This window comes from Simplicispira metamorpha, assembly GCF_004341365.1.
Lineage (GTDB): Bacteria > Pseudomonadota > Gammaproteobacteria > Burkholderiales > Burkholderiaceae_C > Simplicispira > Simplicispira metamorpha.
Window position 1 is genome coordinate 124,967 of sequence record NZ_SLXH01000006.1, and the last position, 20,514, is coordinate 145,480.

17 protein-coding genes, 2 tRNA genes and 1 pseudogene are annotated in these 20,514 nt (G+C 62.8%); 14 read left to right on the plus strand and 6 right to left on the minus strand.

The genetic code is table 11. The annotated features are described in order from the left end of the window. The first annotated feature begins 3 nt into the window (after window positions 1-3). The 10 genes from iscA to EV674_RS05150 all read left to right on the plus strand — a co-directional run bounded on the left by iscA (window position 4) and on the right by EV674_RS05150 (window position 5,371). Window positions 4-327 (plus strand): iron-sulfur cluster assembly protein IscA, encoded by a 324-nt coding sequence (gene iscA / locus EV674_RS05105; protein WP_119012301.1) that lies wholly within the window; start codon window positions 4-6, stop codon window positions 325-327. A 69-nt stretch (window positions 328-396) separates the two neighbouring features. Then, on the plus strand, window positions 397-915 hold the full coding sequence (gene hscB / locus EV674_RS05110; RefSeq protein WP_119012302.1) for a Fe-S protein assembly co-chaperone HscB: 519 nt from the start codon (window positions 397-399) through the stop codon (window positions 913-915). Window positions 916-948: 33 nt separating this feature from the next. After that, on the plus strand, window positions 949-2,829 hold the full coding sequence (gene hscA, locus EV674_RS05115) for a Fe-S protein assembly chaperone HscA (RefSeq protein ID WP_119012303.1): 1,881 nt from the start codon (window positions 949-951) through the stop codon (window positions 2,827-2,829). Window positions 2,830-2,855: 26 nt separating this feature from the next. Continuing rightward, entirely contained in the window at window positions 2,856-3,194 is a 339-nt protein-coding gene (fdx, locus tag EV674_RS05120) for an ISC system 2Fe-2S type ferredoxin (protein ID WP_119012304.1), read from the plus strand. 1 nt (window position 3,195) lies between these two features. Continuing rightward, window positions 3,196-3,927: a DNA polymerase III subunit epsilon gene (gene dnaQ / locus EV674_RS05125; RefSeq protein ID WP_119012305.1), complete on the plus strand. Its 732-nt coding sequence runs from the start codon at window positions 3,196-3,198 to the stop codon at window positions 3,925-3,927. 22 nt (window positions 3,928-3,949) lie between these two features. Beyond that, window positions 3,950-4,024 (plus strand) — tRNA-Val (locus EV674_RS05130). Window positions 4,025-4,062: 38 nt separating this feature from the next. Continuing rightward, window positions 4,063-4,137 (plus strand) — tRNA-Val (locus EV674_RS05135). A 152-nt stretch (window positions 4,138-4,289) separates the two neighbouring features. Further along, the gene (locus tag EV674_RS05140; RefSeq protein WP_119012306.1) at window positions 4,290-4,601 is read left to right on the plus strand and encodes a DUF883 family protein; all 312 of its coding nucleotides are present in this window, start codon (window positions 4,290-4,292) and stop codon (window positions 4,599-4,601) included. A gap of 60 nt (window positions 4,602-4,661) precedes the next feature. Next, window positions 4,662-5,057 carry a phage holin family protein gene (locus tag EV674_RS05145; protein ID WP_119012307.1) on the plus strand — a complete coding sequence of 132 codons (396 nt, stop codon included), beginning with the start codon at window positions 4,662-4,664 and terminating at the stop codon, window positions 5,055-5,057. Window positions 5,058-5,071: 14 nt separating this feature from the next. Next, entirely contained in the window at window positions 5,072-5,371 is a 300-nt protein-coding gene (locus tag EV674_RS05150) for a hypothetical protein (RefSeq protein WP_119012335.1), read from the plus strand. A gap of 46 nt (window positions 5,372-5,417) precedes the next feature. Here EV674_RS05150 and EV674_RS05155 read toward each other — a convergent pair whose 3' ends face one another. After that, window positions 5,418-6,500 carry a quinone-dependent dihydroorotate dehydrogenase gene (locus EV674_RS05155; protein WP_119012308.1) on the minus strand — a complete coding sequence of 361 codons (1,083 nt, stop codon included), beginning with the start codon at window positions 6,498-6,500 and terminating at the stop codon, window positions 5,418-5,420. 35 nt (window positions 6,501-6,535) lie between these two features. Here EV674_RS05155 and rpiA point away from each other — a divergent pair, with 35 nt between their 5' ends. After that, window positions 6,536-7,228, plus strand: coding sequence for a ribose-5-phosphate isomerase RpiA (gene rpiA / locus EV674_RS05160; RefSeq protein ID WP_119012309.1), 693 nt, complete (start codon window positions 6,536-6,538; stop codon window positions 7,226-7,228). A gap of 41 nt (window positions 7,229-7,269) precedes the next feature. Here the strand turns inward: rpiA and EV674_RS05165 are convergent, their stop codons facing one another. The 5 genes from EV674_RS05165 to EV674_RS05185 all read right to left on the minus strand — a co-directional run bounded on the left by EV674_RS05165 (window position 7,270) and on the right by EV674_RS05185 (window position 14,199). Next, complete coding sequence (locus EV674_RS05165) at window positions 7,270-7,923, minus strand: glutaredoxin family protein (protein WP_119012310.1); 654 nt, start codon at window positions 7,921-7,923, stop codon at window positions 7,270-7,272. A gap of 62 nt (window positions 7,924-7,985) precedes the next feature. Next, complete coding sequence (locus EV674_RS05170; RefSeq protein ID WP_119012311.1) at window positions 7,986-10,016, minus strand: M3 family metallopeptidase; 2,031 nt, start codon at window positions 10,014-10,016, stop codon at window positions 7,986-7,988. 74 nt (window positions 10,017-10,090) lie between these two features. Then, window positions 10,091-10,948 (minus strand): bifunctional methylenetetrahydrofolate dehydrogenase/methenyltetrahydrofolate cyclohydrolase FolD, encoded by an 858-nt coding sequence (gene folD, locus EV674_RS05175; RefSeq protein ID WP_119012312.1) that lies wholly within the window; start codon window positions 10,946-10,948, stop codon window positions 10,091-10,093. Window positions 10,949-11,026: 78 nt separating this feature from the next. Continuing rightward, a complete protein-coding gene (locus tag EV674_RS05180; protein ID WP_119012313.1) occupies window positions 11,027-11,653 on the minus strand; it encodes a response regulator transcription factor in 627 nt (208 codons plus the stop codon). After that, entirely contained in the window at window positions 11,650-14,199 is a 2,550-nt protein-coding gene (locus EV674_RS05185) for a PAS domain S-box protein (RefSeq protein ID WP_119012314.1), read from the minus strand. Before EV674_RS05185 ends, EV674_RS05180 begins: the two co-directional genes overlap by 4 nt. Before the next feature lie 183 nt (window positions 14,200-14,382). On the opposite strand from EV674_RS05185, the pseudogene aceE reads away from it, so the two are divergent. The 3 genes and pseudogenes from aceE to lpdA form a co-directional block, all read left to right on the plus strand. After that, window positions 14,383-17,037, plus strand: a pseudogene (gene aceE / locus EV674_RS05190) (pyruvate dehydrogenase (acetyl-transferring), homodimeric type); the annotation flags it as partial. Next, the gene (gene aceF, locus EV674_RS05195; protein ID WP_241524878.1) at window positions 16,925-18,499 is read left to right on the plus strand and encodes a dihydrolipoyllysine-residue acetyltransferase; all 1,575 of its coding nucleotides are present in this window, start codon (window positions 16,925-16,927) and stop codon (window positions 18,497-18,499) included. The pseudogene aceE and the gene aceF, both read left to right, overlap by 113 nt. An 11-nt stretch (window positions 18,500-18,510) precedes the next feature. Beyond that, the gene (gene lpdA, locus EV674_RS05200; protein WP_119012317.1) at window positions 18,511-20,394 is read left to right on the plus strand and encodes a dihydrolipoyl dehydrogenase; all 1,884 of its coding nucleotides are present in this window, start codon (window positions 18,511-18,513) and stop codon (window positions 20,392-20,394) included. Window positions 20,395-20,514: the final 120 nt, after the last annotated feature.

Genomic DNA, 20,514 nt, shown 5'->3' on the forward strand with positions numbered 1-20,514 from the left:
GCCATGGCCATCACGCTGACTGAAGCAGCAGCCCGGCATGTCAGCCGCTACCTGGCCCGGCGCGGCCAGGGGCTGGGTGTGCGGTTGGGCGTCAAGACCAGTGGCTGCTCGGGCTTGGCCTACAAGCTGGAGTATGTGGACGAGGCCGCGCCCGAAGACCTGGTGTTTGAAAACCATGGCGTCAAGGTGTTGATCGACCCGAAAAGCCTGGCCTACATCGATGGTACCGAACTGGATTTTGTGCGCGAGGGCCTCAATGAAGGCTTTCGCTTCAACAACCCCAACGAGCGCGACCGCTGCGGCTGCGGAGAAAGCTTCCGGGTTTGAGCAAAATTTGCCTGCAACCTTTGTGCAAAACCGCCACCGCGCACCGTGCTGGCGGTTTTTTTATGACCTATGAACCTGCAATCTGACGATTTTGCGTTGTTTGGCGTGCCCCAGCGCTTTGCCCAGGAGCGCAGTGCGCTCGATGCACGCTGGAAAGAACTACAGCGCGAAGTGCACCCTGACCGCTTTGCGGCCCAGGGCGCCGCTGCGCAGCGCGTGGCCATGCAGTGGTCGGTGCGCATCAACGAGGCCTACCAGCGCATCAAAGACCCGCAGCGCCGTGCCGCCTACCTGTGCGAACTGAACGGCGCGCCCATCCGTGCCGAAGACAACACCACCATGCCAGCGCAGTTTCTGATGCAGCAAATGGAATGGCGCGAGGCACTGGACGAGGCCGATAGCGCCGCCGCGCTCGACGCCCTGGAAGGCGAAGTGCGCCAGGCGCGCCAGGATGCACTGGAGCGCTGTGCCACGTTGATCGACGAGCAGCACGACTACACCGCCGCTGCCCAGCAGGTCAGAGCCCTCATGTTCATTGCGCGTTTTGCCCAGGACATAGAGCGCCGCCAAGACCTGCTGGGACAATAACGACCTTCTCTCTACCCACACCAGAAAAAATCCATGGCGCTGTTGCAGATTTCCGAACCCGGCCAGTCCCCCGACCCGCACCAACGGCGCATTGCCGTCGGTATTGACCTGGGCACCACGCACTCTTTGGTGGCTGCGGTGCGCAATGGCGTTGCCGAGTGTCTGCCCGACGATGCAGGCCGGGTGCTGTTGCCCTCCATCGTGCGCTACCTTGAAGGCGGCAAGCGCCAGATTGGCCACGACGCCGCTGCTGCCCAGACGGAAGATGCGCGCAACACCATCGTCTCGGTCAAGCGCTTCATGGGACGCGGACTGGCGGACATCGACCATGCCGACAAGCTGCCCTACGACTTTGCTAACGGCAGTACGGATGCTGGCGCAGGGCAAGGCGGCATGGTCAGCCTGGCCACGGCGGGCGGCGTGAAGTCGCCGGTGGAAATCAGCGCCGACATCCTGGCCACGCTGCGCTACCGTGCCGAAGACACCTTCAACGACGACCTGTACGGCGCCGTCATCACCGTGCCTGCCTACTTTGACGATGCCCAGCGCCAAGCCACCAAGGATGCCGCCCAGCTCGCGGGCATCCACCTGCTGCGCCTGATCAACGAGCCCACGGCTGCGGCCATTGCCTATGGCCTGGACAACGCCAGCGAAGGCGTCTATGCCGTGTACGACCTGGGCGGTGGCACGTTTGACATCTCCATCCTGCGCTTGACGCAGGGCGTGTTCGAGGTGATTTCCACCGGCGGCGATTCCTCCTTGGGTGGCGATGACTACGACAGTGCGCTGGCCGACTGGGTGTTGCAGCAACTGGGCTTGCAGGTGAGCACGCCAGCCGATAAAGCCGCTGCGCGTTTGGCTTCCCGGGCTTGCAAAGAGGCTTTGACTGCTACTGAAAGCATAGCTTATAGCGCACATCTGGCGGGCGTTACAGTGCAATTTGATGTCAAACGTGCTGACTTTGAGGCTGCCACAGCGCACCTCACTGCGCGCTCGCTGGCGGCGGTGCGCCGGGCGCTGCGCGATGCCCAGCTCAGCCCCGCCGAGGTGCAGGGCGTGGTCATGGTGGGCGGCTCCACGCGCATGCCGCAGGTGCAGCGCGCCGTGGGCGAATTTTTTGGCCGCACGCCCCTGACCAACCTGAACCCCGATGAAGTGGTGGCGCTGGGTGCGGCCATCCAGGCTAATCAGCTGGCGGGCAACAACACAGCGGGCGATTTGCTGCTGCTGGACGTGATTCCGCTCTCCTTGGGCATTGAAACCATGGGCGGTCTGGTCGAGCGCATTGTGTCGCGCAATGAAACCATTCCCACCGCCAAGGCGCAGGACTTCACCACCTACAAAGACGGCCAGACCGCGCTGGCGCTGCATGTGCTGCAGGGCGAGCGTGACCTGGTGCAAGACTGCCGCAGCCTGGCGCGTTTTGAGCTGCGTGGCATTCCGCCCATGGCGGCGGGGGCGGCGCGCATCCGCGTCACTTTCACGGTGGATGCTGACGGCCTGCTGTCTGTCAGTGCCAAAGAGCAGGTCAGTGGCGTCGAGGCGCACATCGACGTCAAGCCGTCTTATGGGTTGAGCGACGACCAAGTCGCCCAAATGCTGCAAGACGGTTTTGCCACCGCCGCCCAAGACATCCAGGCGCGCGCGTTGGTAGAGGCCCGGGTGGATGCCGACCGCATGCTGATGGCCACCCAAAGCGCACTTGACGCCGATGGCGACTTGTTGTCGGACATGGAGCGTGCCGCCATCGACGCCCTGATGGCCGCCCTGCGCAGCCAGCAAACCAGCCAGGACGCCGCTGCCATCGAGGCCGCTACGCAGGCCCTGGCCCATGGCACCGAAGCCTTTGCCGCGCAGCGCATGAACCGTGGCATCCGCGCGGCGCTTGCGGGCAAGAACGTGCAAAGCCTGTAACCCTTCTCACCCCTGCAAAACACGTTATGCCCGTCATCAAAATCCTGCCCCACCCCGAATACTGCCCCGCTGGCGCTGAAATCACCGCCCCCGCAGGCACCTCCATTTGCGAGGCCCTGCTGGAGCACCACATCAACATCGAGCACGCCTGCGACATGAGCTGTGCCTGCACGACCTGCCATGTGATCGTGCGCGAGGGGTTCCAGACGCTCAATGCGCCCGAAGAAGAAGAGGAAGACCTGCTTGACCGTGCCTGGGGCCTGGAGCCGCAGTCGCGCCTGAGCTGCCAGGCCATTCTGGCGGGCGCGAATGTGACGGTGGAAATCCCCAAATACTCCATCAACCACGCCAAGGAAAACCACTGACATGGTGCGGCAGATTGTTCTGGATACGGAAACCACCGGCCTGTCGGCTGAGGGCGGCGACCGTATCATTGAAATCGGCTGTGTTGAGCTGGTGGCGCGCAAGCTCACCGGCAACAACAAGCACTTTTATCTGAACCCGGGGCGCGACAGCCACCCGGATGCGCTGCGTATCCACGGCATCAGCAATGAATTTTTGAAGGACAAGCCGCCCTTCAGTGCCGTGGTTGATGAGCTGATGGCGTACCTGCAAGGCGCTGAAATCATCATCCACAACGCCGCGTTTGACGTGGGCTTTCTCAACAAAGAGCTGGAGCTGACGGGCCGAGCACCTTTTCGCGATTTTGTCGAAGAGGTGACCGACACCTTGGTCATGGCCAAGGAGATGTACCCGGGCAAACGCAATTCGCTCGACGCGTTGTGTGACCGCCTGGGCGTGGACAACTCGGGCCGCACCCTGCACGGCGCGCTGCTGGATGCGGAACTGCTGGCCGATGTGTACATCAACCTCACCCGTGGGCAGGATGCGCTGCTCATTGCCGACGAGGTAGCAGAAGGTGCACAGGCGCTCAGCGTGGTCAGTGGCATCGATTTGCGTGGCATTGCATTGCCCGTGCTGCACGCCAGTGAAGAGGAGGCTGCTTCCCATGAGGGCGTGCTGGCCCAGATCGACAAAGCCTGTGGTGGCAAAACAATTTTTCGGTCCATTCAGAACGCCGAAAAAACTGTGCCATAATTGCGGGCTGTCACGATGACACGGGTGATTAGCTCAGCGGTAGAGCACTGCCTTCACACGGCAGGGGTCACATGTTCGATCCATGTATCACCCACCATGTTTTCAGTTTTTGACAGTCCTCGTGAATTTCACGACGGGTGATTAGCTCAGCGGTAGAGCACTGCCTTCACACGGCAGGGGTCACATGTTCGATCCATGTATCACCCACCAATTCAACCCTTGCAGGCCTTGTGTCTGCAAGGGTTTTTTAATTTCTGGTTTTCGGGTTGCTGCTATTGATTTCGCTAAGATGAGCGTGCGTTGCGAAGCCATGTGCACAGTGCGTGGTTCGTAGCCCATTTATTTTCTAACGAAAGGCTTGTATGACGAACTCCGTTTCCGACACCATTTCCAGCACCCAGACTGAACTGGAAAAACTGGTCGCCGATTTGCGTGGATTGTTGTCCAGCAAAGACCTCGACAGCGTGCCTGAAATCAAAGTTCTGCGCCAACGTCTGGACGATGGTATGCACAACGTTCGCGATGCAGCAGTCCATGCGGCGCAGGAAGCTGCGCGCCAAGCCAAGGACGCTGCCCGTGCTGCCGATCGCTATGCACACGATGAACCATGGCGTGTGGCTGGTGCCGCTATGGCGGTGGGCGCTTTGGTTGGTTTTCTGCTTGCGCGCCGCTGATCGGGGGCGACGGATCGCGCTCCATCGTGCGGTCTTGCCAATCTTCAAGGAGGCCGCCATATGAACTGGATTTCCATGCTTGGTCTGGAAGCCTTTGTGGCACGTTGGCGCGCTTCACTGATTGAAGGCGCCATCGCCGCAGAGGACAGGCTGGAGCTGGCGCACTTGGAGTGGCAGGAGCAGAAAAGGCGTTTGCGCTATTTGCTGGTGCTGACCATTTTGGTTGCTGGTCTGACCGTGGTAGCCCTCATCTTGTTGTCATTGGCCCTGATGGTTCATTTCTGGGATACGCCGCAGCGCATCTTGGTCGCTTGGCTGGTGGCTGGTGGCTGGCTTCTGTTGTGGGGTGCAGCAATGTGGGCCTTGGTGTCTATGGTGCACCAGGCAGGCAGTGCTTTTGCTCTGACACGCCGTGAACTGCTTCAGGACTGGCGTGGCATCAAGGAGCAGCTGTGAATATGCCGATTCCCATGGTTAAAAAACCGCTGCTGCCTACAGCAGAGCAGCAGCGTGTGCTGGCGCGCATTGCAGCCCAGCGTGAGCGTCTGGCTGCACGCAGAAGCCAGCGGTCGCAGTCGTTGGCCGCTGCGGTGAGAACCGGTCAAGGCGCCTTGCCCGAGACTTTGGTGTTGCGCCTGATGGTGTTTGTGAAACAACATCCTGTGGCCGTCGCTGCATTGGCAGGTGTTGCTCTGGCTGCTGGTCCTCGGCGGCTGGTGCGTTGGGCCAGTGTGGTGTGGCCCTTGGTGGTGCGATTGCGCTCTCGTTGATATTTTGAGCACTACAGGCGCCTTTGGGGCGCCTGTTCTTTGGTGGTTACGCCATCGTCTTGATCGCCTGTGCGGCTTTGCTGACCAAAGCCGGTCCTTCGTAGATCAATCCGGTGTAGATCTGCACCACATCGGCTCCGGCACGTATTTTGGCCACGGCGGCGTCGGCGCTCATGATGCCACCCACGCCGATGATGGGGAAGCGGCTACCCAAGGCAGCACGCAGTTGGCGAATCACCTGGTTGCTCGCTTCCAGCACCGGCGCACCGCTCAAGCCACCAGTTTCATTGGCATGGCGCAACCCCTGCACGGCGCTGCGCCCAATCGTGGTGTTGGTGGCAATCACGCCATCCATGCCATGGCGCTCCAGTGTCGAGGCGATGACTGCTACCTGTGCCTCGTCCAAATCCGGTGCAATCTTGACAAAAATAGGCACCCGCCGAGCTTGTGTGCCACCTTTGCCATCGGGGCGGGTGTACTGGCGGGCGAGCACCTCGCGCCGCTCCGCAATGGCGCCCAGCAGGCTGTCCAGCGCCGCATCGCTTTGCAGGGCGCGCAAATTTTGGGTGTTGGGGGAGCTGATGTTGACCGTAACGTAGTCTGCGTGGGGGTACACACCATCCAGACAGGTCAGGTAGTCTGCCGTCGCATTCTCGATAGGGGTGGCCGCGTTTTTGCCGATATTCAGGCCCAGCAGCATGGGGTGACGGCGTTTTTGCGTGCGGAACTTCGCTTGTTGCACGTTGCGTACAAAGGCGTTCAGTCCGTCGTTGTTGAAGCCCAACCGGTTGATCAGCGCTTTGGCCTCAGGTAAACGAAACATGCGTGGCTTGGGGTTGCCTGGTTGGGGCTTGGGCGTTACGGTGCCCACTTCCACAAAGCCAAAACCCATGGCGCCCAGCGCATCAATACAGCGGGCATTCTTGTCCAGGCCTGCAGCCATGCCAACACGGTTTGGAAAAGTCAGGCCCGCCAGTTCAATCGGGTCATCCACCGTTTCGTTGCACCAGGCCCATTGCAGGGGGGTGCCTTGGCCGCGGGAAAGCATGTCCATGGTGAGGTCGTGGGCGGCTTCGGCGTCCATGCCAAACAAAAAGGGGCGGGTGAGGGCGTAGGGAATCAGTGACATGGGGATAATTCAGGGTTCACCCCCGATTCTCTCCCATGACGACCACTTCTTCCCCCCTGACCCAAGACGAACTCAAGGCCATGGTTGGCCAAGCCGCACTGCGCTATATCGCCCCCGGTGACATTGTGGGCGTGGGCACCGGCTCCACGGTCAACAAGTTCATTGATGCGCTGGCTACCATTAAAGACCAGGTTCGCGCCGCCGTTTCCAGCTCGGAAGCCAGCACTGCGCGCCTCCAGGCCATCGGCATTCCCGTACTGGATGCCAATGCGGTCGAGCAGTTGTCGGTGTATGTCGATGGCGCTGACGAAATCGATGGCCATGGTTACATGATCAAAGGTGGTGGTGCGGCGCTGACGCGCGAAAAAATCGTTGCTGCGCTGGCGCAGCGCTTTGTGTGCATTGCCGATGAGTCCAAGCGGGTGGCCACGCTGGGGCAATTTCCGCTGCCTGTTGAAGTCATTCCCATGGCCGCCCAGCAGATTGCACGCCGGTTTGCCGCCCTGGGTGGACAGGCCACTTTGCGGCTGAAAGATGGTCAGCCACTGGTTACCGATAACGGCCAGCATATTTTGGATGTGCATGGTCTGCGCATTACCGACCCGCTGGCGTTCGAGTCTGCGGTGAACCAGTGGCCTGGTGTGGTGACAGTAGGCGTTTTTGCACACCAGAAAGCCTCGGTGTGCCTTTTGGGTACGGCCAGCGGCGTGGAAACTCTGACGTATTGAGTGTTCCGATGCCCGCTTGGGCATCGCCGTCCCCCGCGTTCTCAGAAGCGTATGCCTGCCGGGTTGCTGGGTGCGGGGCCTTGCGCAGGCAGTGGCATTCCTGTGTTGGGTGGCGCTGGTGTGCGGTCTTCGTTGGGCCGCGCCGCAGGCTCGGCGCGTTTGATTGCTACCAAAGGCGTGGCCGCCGGGCGACGGTAGCTGGGCGGTAACTGCGACTGCGTGGGGTAACCCGCCGCGTTCAGGTACTGCGTCCACTCGCTGTCAGAGAAGCCTTGCAGCTGTTGGTTGCCGATGGAGCCAAACGGCAAACTGGTGTTGCCGCTCAGCCGTTTGAGTGCTTCGATGTCCTCGTTGCTGCCGACAGTGCGTTCTGTGAACGGGATGCCCCGGCTGACCAGCATGCTGCGTGCGCTGGCGCAGGGCGCACAGTCGGCAGCCGTGTACAGCGTGACGGGAAAGCGTGCGGCAATCTGGCCCAACGCATAAGGCAGGGTCGACCCTGCCCCACTATCCTGCACCGTGGCTGCACGCCCCTCTGCGGCTACCGGTGCCTCATTGCTGGGGGAGCGGTCAGAGAAGGTGACTTTGCCGTCGGGGCCGACGATGCGGTAAACCTGCTGTGCCTGGGCTGTGCCAGCCCCGGCCAGCAAGCCCAGCGCCGCAGCCACTGCCAAGGTGTGGGAAAAGAAATGCATGGGTTGTCTCCAGAAATAGCGGCAACGGGCACGCCACGCCAAGGTGCTGTGCTATGGCCTGATCAGGCCATGCCCTGGTGGCGCAACAATGCGTCCAGGCTGGGCTCGCGGCCCCGGAAGGCTTTGAATGACTCCATGGCCGGGCGGCTGCCGCCTGCTTCCAGAATGGCTTGGCGGTAGCGGCGGCCCGTCTCGGCGTTGGGGGTGCCATCTGCGGCGGCGGTTTCTTCAAAGGCGGCGTAGGCATCGGCACTAAGCACTTCAGCCCACTTGTAGCTGTAATACCCTGCCGCGTAGCCACCAGCAAAGATGTGGCTGAAAGTGTGCGCAGTGCGGCTGAACGCCGGTGGTTGCAGTACAGCGACTTCGGCGCGCACCAGCTCCAGCAGGGGCATGAAATCTTGTGCCGGGTCATGCTCGGTGTGCAGCAGCATGTCGAACAGCGAGAACTCGATCTGGCGCAGCGTCTGCATGCCGCTCTGGAAGTTCTTGGCTGCAATCATCTTGTCGAACAGGGCGCGTGGCAGCGGTTCGCCGGTGTCGGCGTGGGCAGTCATGTGCTTGAGCACATCCCACTCCCAGCAGAAGTTTTCCATGAACTGGCTGGGCAGTTCTACGGCATCCCATTCCACGCCGCCAATGCCCGATACGTCGCGCTCGTTCACCTGGGTCAGCATGTGGTGCAGGCCGTGGCCAAATTCATGGAACAGCGTGATCACATCGTCGTGGGTGAGCAGGGCGGGCTTGCCGTCCACACCGCTGGCAAAGTTGCACACCAGATGCGCCACCGGGGTTTGCAACTGGCCGTTGTCCGGGCGCAGCCAACGGGTGCGCACATCGTCCATCCAGGCGCCGCCACGCTTGCCGTTGCGCGCAGGCAAATCCAGGTAGAACTGGCCGACCAGCTGGCCATCGCGCTCGATGCGGTAGAACTCCACCGCCGGGTGCCACACTGGCGCCTGGTCGCGGCGGATGGCCACTTCAAACAGCGTTTCAATGATCTTGAACAGACCCGCCAGCACTTTGGGCGCCGGGAAGTATTGGCGCAGCTCCTGCTCGCTGAAGGCGTAGCGCGCTTCTTTGAGCTTTTCTGCCACATACGGCCAGTCCCAGGGCTGGGGGTCTGGCAAATTCAGGTGTTCGGCGGCAAAGGCGCGCAAATCGGCCACGTCTTTTTCAGCGTAAGGCCGGGCCCGTTGGGCCAGATCGCGCAAAAACGCAATGACCTGTGCGGGCGACTCGGCCATCTTGGGCACCACCGAGACTTCGCCAAAGTTGACGTAGCCCAGCAGTTGGGCTTCTTCCTGGCGCAGGGCCAGGATTTCGCGGATGAAGCCGGTGTTGTCGAATTGCAGCGCCTCTGCCGGGGCCTGGTCGGAGGCGCGGGTGACGTAGGCGCGGTACAGCGTGGCGCGCAGGGCGCTGCTGTGCGCAAACTGCATCACCGGCAGGTAGCAGGGCATCTTCAGCGTGAGTTGGTAGCCGTCTTTGCCCAGGGCCTGGGCGGCAGCGCGGGCGGTGCGTTGCACGTCGTCGGGCAGGCCAGCGACTTCGTCGGCGCTGGCGTAGTAGGTGTAGGCGTCGGTGGCATCGAGTGCGTTTTCGCTGAATTTTTGCTGCAACTCGGCCATGCGCTCCTGGATTTGCGCGAACCGCTCTTTGTCAGCGCCCGTCAGTTCAGCGCCCGAGAGCACAAAGTTGCGCACGGCATTGCGGTGCGCCTGGCGCTGTTCGCTGTTGAGCAGCGCCGGATCCATGGCTTTGTATTTGGCGTAAAGGCGCTCGTCGGCGCCCAAGCGCGTCCAGAAATCGGTGACGCGCGGCAGGGCCTCGTTGTAGGCGGCGCGCAGTTCGGGCGTATCGGCCACGCTGTTGAGGTGGCTTACGGCCCCCCAGGCCCGGCCCAGCGCCTCGGTGGCTACATCCAGCACCTGCGCCATGGCATTCCAGCGGGCGGGAAAATCGGGCGCAGTGACGGTTTCCAGGGCTGCATTGGCGCGCTCCAGTAGCACGTCCATGGCGGGCGCCACGTCAGCGGGGGTGATGCGATCGAACGCGGGCAGGTCGGTGAAGGCGAGGAGGGGATTGCTCATGCGGGGTCAGATGGCGTTGCCGCGCATCAGTTCAATACGAAGGGCCGTGGCGGATGAAAAATGGCGCGCAGATTTCAGCCTGCCGCAGCGCGCTCGGCCGCCTCCAGGGTGTTGACCAGCAGCATGGTGATGGTCATGGGGCCTACGCCGCCGGGCACCGGGGTGATGTAGCCCGCCACTGCCTTGACGCCATCAAAGTCCACATCGCCGCAGAGCTTGCCTTCATCGTTGCGGTTCATGCCCACGTCAATCACCACGGCGCCGGGCTTGACCATGTCAGCAGTGAGCACGTTGCGCTTGCCCACGGCGGCGACCACGATGTCTGCCTGGCGCGTCATGGCGGCCAGATCAAAGGTGCCGCTGTGGCAGACGGTGACGGTGGCGTTGGCTGCCAGCAGCATCATGGCCATGGGTTTGCCGACGATGTTGCTGCGGCCAATCACGACCGCGTGCTTGCCGCGCAAATCCTTCATGCCGATGGATTCGAGCATCTTCATGCAGCCATAGGGTGTGCAGGCTTTGAAGCCGACTTCGCCCACCATCAGCGCACCCGCGCTGGCTACGTGGAAGCCGTCCACGTCCTTCAGCGGCGAGATGGCTTCAATCACTTTGTGGTCGTCGATGTGCGCAGGCAGTGGCAGTTGCACCAGGATGCCGTGGATGGCCGGGTCGTTGTTCAGCGCCTCGACGCGGGCCAGCAGCTCGGCTTCGCTCAGGCTGGCGTCGTATTTCTCCAGCACCGAGTGCAGGCCGGCCTCTTCGCAGGCTTTGACTTTGTTGCGCACATAAACCTGGCTGGCGGGGTTGTCGCCCACCAGCACCACGGCCAGGCCGGGGGTGGTGCCGCGCGCGCGCAAGGCGGCTGCGCGCTGGGCCACTTCGGTGCGCAGTTGGCGCGAGAGGGCGTTGCCGTCAATCAGTTGGGCTGTCATTTGAGAATTCCAATGAAAATAGGCTCTAGCGCTTACGTGGTGAGCGCTAGCAGCTATGAAAAAAGGAGCTTTCGCCCCTCAGGCCTTGGGTGCGTTTTGCCCCAGGGCAATCTTGAGCAAATCGGCCACGGTGTTGGCGCCGAGCTTTTCCATGATGTTGGCGCGGTGCGCTTCCACCGTTTTGATGCTGATGCCCAGATCGTCGGCGATCTGCTTGTTCAGGCGGCCAGCGACGATGCGTTCCAGCACCTGGGCTTCGCGGGTGGTGAGCTTGGAGAGCAGAGCGTCGCGGCTGGCGGCCTGCTGGTGGCCGGTGAAAGCCTCGCGGGCATGCTCCAGCATGCGTTCGACCAGTCCTACCAGTTCTTCTTCATTGAACGGCTTCTGGATGAAGTCCAACGCGCCCTTCTTCATGGTGTTCACGGCCATGGGCACATCGCCGTGGCCGGTGATGAAGACGATGGGCAGCGGCGACTTGCGCTCGATCAGCCGGTCTTGCAGCTCCAGCCCGGTCATGCCGCCCATGCGGATGTCCACGATCAGGCAGGCCACTTCGCGCTGGTCGTAGCGCGCCAGAAAGGATTCGGCCGAATCAAAGCAGCGTACCCGGTAGTCCTTTCCTTCGAGCAGCCATTGCAGCGAATCGCGCACGGCCTCGTCATCGTCGACTACGTAAACAGTGCCTTTTTTCGGAATCAAACTCATGCAATTGTCCTTGGGGGGTGTGCGTTTGCTACAAGATTTGTAGTGTCACTGGGAGGTGCAGCAAGCGGAAGCCAGAATGAAAACCGGCACCCCGTGACCTCCGAACCATTGTAGAGGTTCTGCGCCTGCATTCTCCCTTGGTGGGATTCGACGATGCTGCGGCACAAATTCAGTCCCATGCCCATGCCTTCTTGCTTGGTGGAGAAGAAGGCTTCGAACAGGCGCTCTAGCACCTCTGCGGCCAGGCCCTGGCCGGTGTCCTGCACAGAAAATTCCACCACCTCCTGGCCATCGACCTGCTTGGGCACCACGCGCAGCTCTACGCTGCGACCGGCTGGGGGGCGGCGCGCCTGGGCAATCGATTCGGCGGCGTTTTTCATCAGGTTGATCAGCACCTGCTCGATCAGAATGGAGTCGGCCATGACCGGGGGCAGGCGCGCTGCCACATGGTGGGTCAGGCGCACGTTGTGCCGGCGCAGTTCGATGTCGGCCAGCTCCACGGCTTCGGCCACCATGCTGGCCACGTCGGCCAACTGGCGGTTGGGCTCGCTTTTTTTCACGAAGTCGCGGATGCGCTGGATGATCTGGCCCGCGCGCTGGGCTTGGTGGGCGGTTTTTTCCAGCGCCGTCAGCAGGGTTTCCTGCGTGATCTGGCCGCTGTGGATGCGCGAGATGATGCCGCTGCAATAGTTGTTGATGGCGGTGAGCGGCTGGTTGAGTTCGTGCGCCACGCTGGAGGCCATCTCGCCCATGGTGATGAGGCGGCTGACCGACTGGGCGCGTTCGGTCTGGCGCGCAGCCTGCTCTTCGGCCTGGCGCCGGGGCGTGATGTCGGTGGCAATCACCATCTGCGCCAGGCGCCCGTCCACCCAACTGAGGTAGCGTGAGCGCACCTCCAGCCATTTGCCCAGATCGGGCAGGTAGATTTCGGCGTTTTCTGAGTGCGCGCTGGTCAGGGAGTCGGCAGGCAGGCCCATCAGGCCGTCTTCGTCATCGGCTCCGCTGGCGCTGGTGGAGGGCAGCACCCCCGCCTGTGCCACCAGCTGCAAGTGCCCCACCGTTTGTGAGCCAAACCACTGGCGGTAGAGCTTGTTGGCAAACAGCAGCTCCTCGCTGCCCAGCGGCGCTACGGACACCGATGCGTCCAGCGCTTCGAGCACGATGGTGAAGCGCTCGTGCGAGGCTGAGAGCTGCTCGCGGATGCGGTTGGGCTCGGTGATGTCGGTCATCGATGTCATCCAGCCCGTTTGCTGGCCGCGTGCGTCGATCAGGGGCGAGACGTACAGCCGTGCGTCAAACAGCGCACCGCTTTTGCGCCGCACCCGCACCTGAAAGCCGCCGGGCATGGTTTTGCCGCTCAGCTCGTCCTTCAGGTGGTTTTGCAATTGCTCGTGGTCAGACTCGGGCCAGTAAGAGTAGGGCGGTACTTGCCCCACCAGCTCGGCCTCGCTCCAGCCCGTCATCTGGCAGAAGGCGGCGTTCACGTAGGTGATGCGGCCTTGCAGGTCAAGGGCGCGCATGCCGGTGAGCACGGAGTTTTCCATGGCGCGGCGGAAATTGGTTTCTGCCACCAGCGCCAGCTGCGTCTGCATGCGCCGACGGGTGTGGCGCCAGGTGGCAATCAGCATCCAGGCCGTCATGGCGCTGAGCGTGACGACCAGCCAGAACAGGCCGCTGCCCACCACCCCCAGCGAGGTGCGGTACGCCTGGGCCCGCAGCACCAGGCCGTTGCCTACGGGCGAGACAGGCACTTCGTAGGCATTGGCGTGGGCACTCCACGGCAGCCATTGGGCAGAGCGGTGGCGCGGCGCCAGCGGTGTGCCCGCCAGCACTTGTCCTTTGGCGTCCAGCAGTGTGACTGCGTAGCGCGCCAGCACCTCGGTGGGCGTGCCGTAGCGCAGCAGGCTGTCGATGGAGTATTCGCCCAGCACCACGCCGCCAAACTGGCCTTGCACGTTGATGGGCACTTGCAGCTGGAGCAGGGGCGTGGTTTCACCGTCGGTGGCGCTTTGCTGGGCGTACACGGGTTGCTGCAAATCGCGCGTCAGGCCAAAGGTGTCGGCGGTTTCGCCACTTTTGAGCACTTCGCCGGGCACGCGCACCTGCTCGCCCGCCAGCGATGGCGCTGCATGGCTGGCTTTGGTGCGGCCGTGATCGTCCAGCCAGGTGATGGCTTGCAGCTCGGGGTACTGGCTGATCAGGGCTTCGGCGCGCTGGCCAAACTGGGCTTTGTCCATGTCCTGGTTGGACAGGTCGCGGGCAATGCGCATGAGCTGCTCCTGGCGCTCCAGCAGGCGCAGGCGCACGCGCTGCTGGGCGTATTCCGCGTCACGGCGCAGGGCTTCCTGTTCGCGCTCGCCTTCTTCCATGCGCAAGTACCAGAACGCCGCCACGATGGCCGCCATGAACATCAGCACGGCCGCCAAAGGTGCCAGTGCGGCAAACCTGTCCTGGCGCGTGGGCGAAAGGCTGCGCCACCAGGCGCGCCATCCGCGCACCAGCGACGAGCCATGTGTCTGTATTGCAGTGAGAGAAGTCCGGTACATATGGGCTGCAAGTGTAGGGTGCGCCAGCGCTGTGCCCAGCCTCGTATTTTTGTGCGGTTGCAGCAATTTTTCGCATTGCGGAAATTGAAAGCATCATTTGAAATTGCAAAAAAATATGCGAAACTTGTGCCGCAGCGCCTCCAGCGCGCACCCCATTTGTGGTCAACCGATAGGAGACAAACCATGTCAGCACAGACCGATCCACAGGCCAGCGCCAGCGGCCTCGATAGCGATCTTCAAGAAACACGCGAATGGACGGATGCGCTGTCCGCCGTCATCGAAAGCCAGGGCTCAGAGCGCGCCCACTTCCTGCTGGAGCAGCTGCTGGAGCATGCGCGCCAAAGCAGCGTGGACATGCCTTTCTCGGCCAACACCGGCTACGTCAACACCATCGAGCCCAGCCAGGAAGCGCGCAGCCCCGGCAACCTCGAAATCGAGCAGCGCCTGCGCGCCTACATGCGCTGGAACGCCATGGCCATGGTCGTCAAGGCCAACCGCCACAACCCGCCTGAAGGTGGCGATCTGGGCGGCCACATCGGCTCCTTTGCCTCGCTGGCCAGCATGTTTGGTGCGGGCTTCAACCACTTCTGGCACGCCGAGAGCGACAACCACGGCGGCGATCTGCTCTACATCCAGGGCCACGTCTCGCCCGGCATTTACGCGCGTGCTTATCTGGAAGGGCGCATCTCGGAAGAGCAACTGCTCAATTTCCGCCAGGAAGTGGACGGCAAGGGCCTGTCCAGCTACCCCCACCCCAAGCTCATGCCCGAGTTCTGGCAGTTCCCCACCGTGTCCATGGGCCTGGGGCCGCTGATGGCGATTTACCAGGCGCGCTTTTTGAAATACCTGCACGCCCGTGGCATTGCCAACACCGAAAACCGCAAGGTCTGGGTGTTCTGCGGCGATGGCGAAATGGACGAGGTCGAATCCCTGGGCGCCATCGGCCTGGCTGCGCGCGAGAAGCTCGACAACCTGGTGTTCGTCATCAACTGCAACTTGCAGCGCCTCGATGGCCCGGTGCGCGGCAACGGCAAAATCATCCAGGAACTTGAAGGCGAATTCCGTGGCGCGGGCTGGAACGTCATCAAACTGATCTGGGGCAAGGGCTGGGACGAGCTGCTGGCCAAAGACCATGACGGCGCGCTGCGCAAGCTCATGATGGAAACCAACGACGGCGACTACCAGGCCATGAAGGCCAACGACGGCGCCTACGTGCGCAAAAACTTCTTTGGCCGCGACCCGCGCACGCTGAAGATGGTCGAGCACATGAGCGACGACGAAATCTGGAACCTGCAACGCGGTGGCCACGACTCGCAAAAGGTGTATGCCGCCTTCCACGCGGCGCAAAACCACGGCGGCCAGCCCTCGGTGCTGCTCATCAAGACCGTCAAGGGCTTTGGCATGGGCAAGATTGGCGAGGCCAAGAACACCGTTCACCAAACCAAAAAGCTCAGCGACGAGGACATCAAGGCTTTCCGCGACCGCTTCAATATCCCCATTCCTGACAGCCAGATCGCCGAGCTGCCGTTCTACAAGCCCGCCGACGACACCCCCGAAATGCAGTACCTGCACGCGCGCCGCAAGGCCCTGGGCGGCTACCTGCCACACCGGCGCGTGAAGTCTGAAGAAAGCTTCACGGTGCCTGCACTGGACACTTTCAAGGCCGTGCTGGAGCCCACACCCGAGGGCCGTGAAATCTCCACCACCCAGGCCTACGTGCGCTTTCTCACGCAGCTGCTGCGCGACCAGGCCCTGGGCCCGCGCGTGGTGCCCATCCTGGTCGATGAGGCGCGCACCTTCGGCATGGAAGGGCTGTTCCGCCAGATCGGCATCTACAACCCCGCAGGCCAGCAGTACACCCCGGTCGATAAAGACCAGGTCATGTACTACAAGGAAGACAAGGCCGGGCAAATCCTGCAAGAAGGCATCAACGAGGCCGGCGGCATGAGCAGCTGGATTGCCGCCGCCACCAGCTACAGCACCAACAACCGGATCATGATCCCGTTCTACGTGTACTACTCGATGTTCGGCTTCCAGCGCATTGGCGACCTGGCCTGGGCAGCGGGCGACATGCAGGCGCGCGGCTTCTTGCTGGGCGGCACCTCGGGCCGCACCACGCTCAACGGCGAAGGCTTGCAGCACGAAGACGGCCACAGCCACATCCTGGCAGGCACCATCCCCAACTGCGTCAGCTACGACCCCACCTTTGCCCATGAAGTGGCCGTCATCCTGCACCACGGCTTGCAGCGCATGGTCGAGCGCCAGGAAAACGTCTTCTACTACCTGACCCTGCTCAACGAGAACTACGCCATGCCCGGCCTCACCCCCGGCACCGAGGCGCAGATCATCAAGGGCATGTACCTGTGCAAACCCGGCGCCGAGGGCGACAAGCGCGTGCAGCTGCTGGGCTCGGGCAGCATCCTGCGCGAATCCTTTGCCGCGCAAACCCTGCTGGCCACCGACTGGGGCGTGCAGGCCGATGTGTGGAGCTGCCCATCGTTCAACGAGCTGACCCGCGACGGCCAGGACGCCGAGCGCTGGAACCTGCTGCACCCGCTGGAGGCGCCGCGCGTGCCCTTTGTGGCGCAGCAACTGGGCAGCACGACCGGCCCCGTGGTGGCTTCCACCGACTACATGAAGGCCTACGCCGAGCAGATTCGCCCCTTCATCCCCGCCAACGCCGATGGCACGGCGCGCAGCTACAAGGTGCTGGGCACCGACGGCTTTGGCCGCAGCGACTTCCGCAGCAAGCTGCGCGAGCACTTCGAGATCAACCGCCACTACATCGTCGTGGCCGCGCTCAAGGCGCTGGCACAAGACGGCAAGCTGCCCGCCCAGCGCGTGGCCGAGGCCATTGCCAAATACGGCATCCAGGCCGACCGCATCAACCCGCTGTACGCCTGAAACCGGGAGACACACCATGGCACTGATTGAAATCCAGGTTCCCGACATTGGCGACTTCGACGCCGTGACGGTCATTGAGCTGCTGGTCAAACCCGGCGACACCGTGCAGGCCGAGCAAAGCCTGATCACCGTCGAGTCCGACAAGGCCTCGATGGAGATTCCCTCCAGCCACGCGGGCGTGGTGCAAGCGCTGCGCGTGCAGATTGGCGACCAGGTCAAGCAAGGCAGCGTGGTGCTGGCGCTGGAAGTGGCCGACGGCGCCGCCGCCGCGCCTGCCGCCGCCGCACCGGCACCAGCAAGCGCTCCTGATTCGGGAGCTGCCAGCGCAAGCCCCGCAACGGTTTCAGCACCAAAAGCACCTGAAGCCGCCGTGAACCAAGCGCCAGCAGCTCCTGCTTTGGTAGCAGCCAGCGCCGCCGCCCCCGTGCCCGCCCACCAGCCCACGGCTGCGCCCACGGGCAAGCTGCCGCACGCCTCGCCCTCGGTGCGCAAATTTGCGCGCGAACTGGGCGTGCCGCTGGCCGAAGTGGCTGGCACCGGCCCCAAAGGCCGCATCACGCAGGCCGACGTGCAAGCCTTCACCCAATCGGTGATGTCAGGCCGCCTGCAAACACAGGCCCAGGCCGCCAAGGCGCCCGCCGCCAGCGCAGGTACCGGCGTGGGGCTGGACTTGCTGCCCTGGCCCAAGGTCGATTTCGCCAAGTTTGGCGCCGTCGAGCGCAAGGAGCTGAGCCGCATCAAGAAGATCAGCGGCGCCAACCTGCACCGCAACTGGGTGATGATTCCGCACGTCACCAACAACGACGAGGCCGACATCACCGAACTCGAAGCCTTCCGCGTCTCTACCAACAAAGAGAACGAGAAGAGCGGCGTCAAAGTGACCATGCTGGCCTTTGTCATCAAGGCCGTGGTGGCGGCGCTGAAGAAATTCCCCGAGTTCAACGCCAGCCTGGACGGCGATACGCTGGTTTACAAGCAGTATTTCCACATCGGTTTTGCGGCTGACACGCCCAACGGCCTGGTGGTGCCCGTGCTGAAAAACGCCGACCAAAAAGGCATCCTGCAAATCAGCGCCGAAATGTCCGAGCTGGCCAAAAAAGCCCGTGACGGCAAGCTGGGCGCCGCCGATATGCAGGGCGGCTCCATGTCCATCAGCTCGCTGGGCGGCATTGGCGGCACGCACTTCACGCCCATCATCAACGCGCCCGAGGTGGCCATTCTGGGCCTGTCCAAAGGCCAGATGAAGCCCGTGTGGGACGGCAAACAGTTTGTGCCGCGCCTGACGCTGCCGCTGTCGCTGTCTTACGACCACCGCGTGATCGACGGCGCGCTGGCCGCGCGCTTTAACGCCTATCTGGGCCAGGTGCTGGCGGACTACCGCCGCATTCTTCTCTGATTGGAAACACCATGGCAATGATAGACATCCAAGTACCCGACATCGGCGACTTCGACGCCGTCACGGTGATTGAGCTGCTGGTCAAACCCGGCGATACGGTCAAGGCCGAGCAGTCGCTGATCACGGTTGAATCCGACAAAGCCTCGATGGAGATTCCCTCCAGCCACGCGGGCGTGGTCAAGGAACTGCGCGTGCAGATCGGCGACCAGGTCAAGCAAGGCAGCGTGGTGCTGGCGCTGGAGGTAGAAGGCGCCGCCGCCGCCGCAGCGCCCACACCTGCGGCCCCGTCTGCTACGGATTCGGGAGCTGCTAGCGCACAGCCCGCAACGGTTTCAGGAACAAACCAGCCGCAAACGACCGCACAGCAAGCGCTAGCTGCTCCTGTTCCAGGAGCAGCCACCTACACCGGCGCCGTCGATATGGACTGCGACGTGCTGGTGCTGGGCGGCGGCCCGGGCGGCTACAGCGCCGCCTTCCGCGCCGCCGACCTGGGCCTGAAAGTGGTCATCGTCGAGCGCTACGCCACCCTGGGCGGCGTGTGCCTGAACGTGGGCTGCATCCCCAGCAAGGCGCTGCTGCACGTGGCGGCGGTGGTCGATGAGGTCAAGCACCTCGAAGTGGCGGGTGTGAAATTCGGCGCCCCCGAGATCAGCATCGACACCTTGCGCGGCCACAAAGAGAAGGTGATTGGCAAGCTCACTGGCGGTCTGGCCGCCATGGCCAAGATGCGCAAAGTGACCACCGTGCGCGGCTACGGCGCCTTTGTTGGCGCCCACCACGTCGAAGTCGAAGAAACCACCGGCACCGGCCAGGACAAGACGGGCAGCAAAAAAGTCATCGCCTTCAAGCACGCCATCATCGCTGCGGGCAGCCAGGCCGTGCGCCTGCCCTTTATGCCCGACGACCCGCGCGTGGTCGATTCCACCGGCGCGCTGGCGCTGCAAGGCGTGCCCAAACGCATGCTGATTCTGGGCGGCGGCATCATCGGCCTGGAAATGGGCACCGTCTATTCCACCCTGGGCGCACGCCTGGACGTGGTGGAAATGATGGACGGCCTGATGCAAGGCGCCGACCGCGATCTGGTCAAAATCTGGCAAAAGATGAACGCCAAGCGCTTCGACAACATCATGCTCAAGACCAAAACGGTGGGTGCCCGCGCCCTGCCCGAAGGCATTGAGGTGACGTTTGCGCCCGCCGAAGAGGGCGGCACCGCCCCCGCGCCGCAGGTGTACGACCTGGTGCTGCAAGCCGTGGGCCGCACGCCCAACGGCAAGAAAATTGCCGCCGACAAAGCGGGCGTGGCGGTGACGGATCGCGGCTTTATCAACGTCGATATCCAGATGCGCACCAACGTACCGCACATCTTTGCCATTGGCGACATCGTGGGCCAGCCCATGCTGGCGCACAAGGCAGTGCATGAGGCGCATGTGGCCGCAGAAGTCATCGCCGGGCAATTGCAGGGCAATCAAGAGCTGGCAGCCGCCGCCTTCAACGCCCGCGTCATCCCCAGCGTGGCCTACACCGACCCTGAAGTGGCCTGGGTGGGCCTGACCGAAGACCAGGCCAAGGCGCAGGGCATCAAGGTCAAAAAGGGCCTGTTCCCGTGGAACGCCTCGGGCCGCGCCATTGCCAATGGCCGCGATGAGGGCGTGACCAAGCTGCTGTTCGATGACAGCCCCGAGGCCCACGGCCACGGCAAGATTCTGGGCGGCGGCATGGTCGGCACCCACGCGGGCGACATGATCGGCGAAATCGCCCTGGCCATCGAAATGGGCGCCGACGCCGTGGATATTGGCAAGACCATCCACCCGCACCCCACGCTGGGCGAAAGCATCGGCATGGCGGCGGAGGTGGCGCATGGGTCTTGTACGGATGTGCCGCCGGCACGCAAGTAAGCGCGGCTTCAGTTATCGCTGCAAATTATTAATTAGAAACAAAACGACTTGAAATATTTCTGATTACCCGGATGTTGTCTTGATGAAACTGACCGACATGAGAAAGCTCAGTCCTGCGGC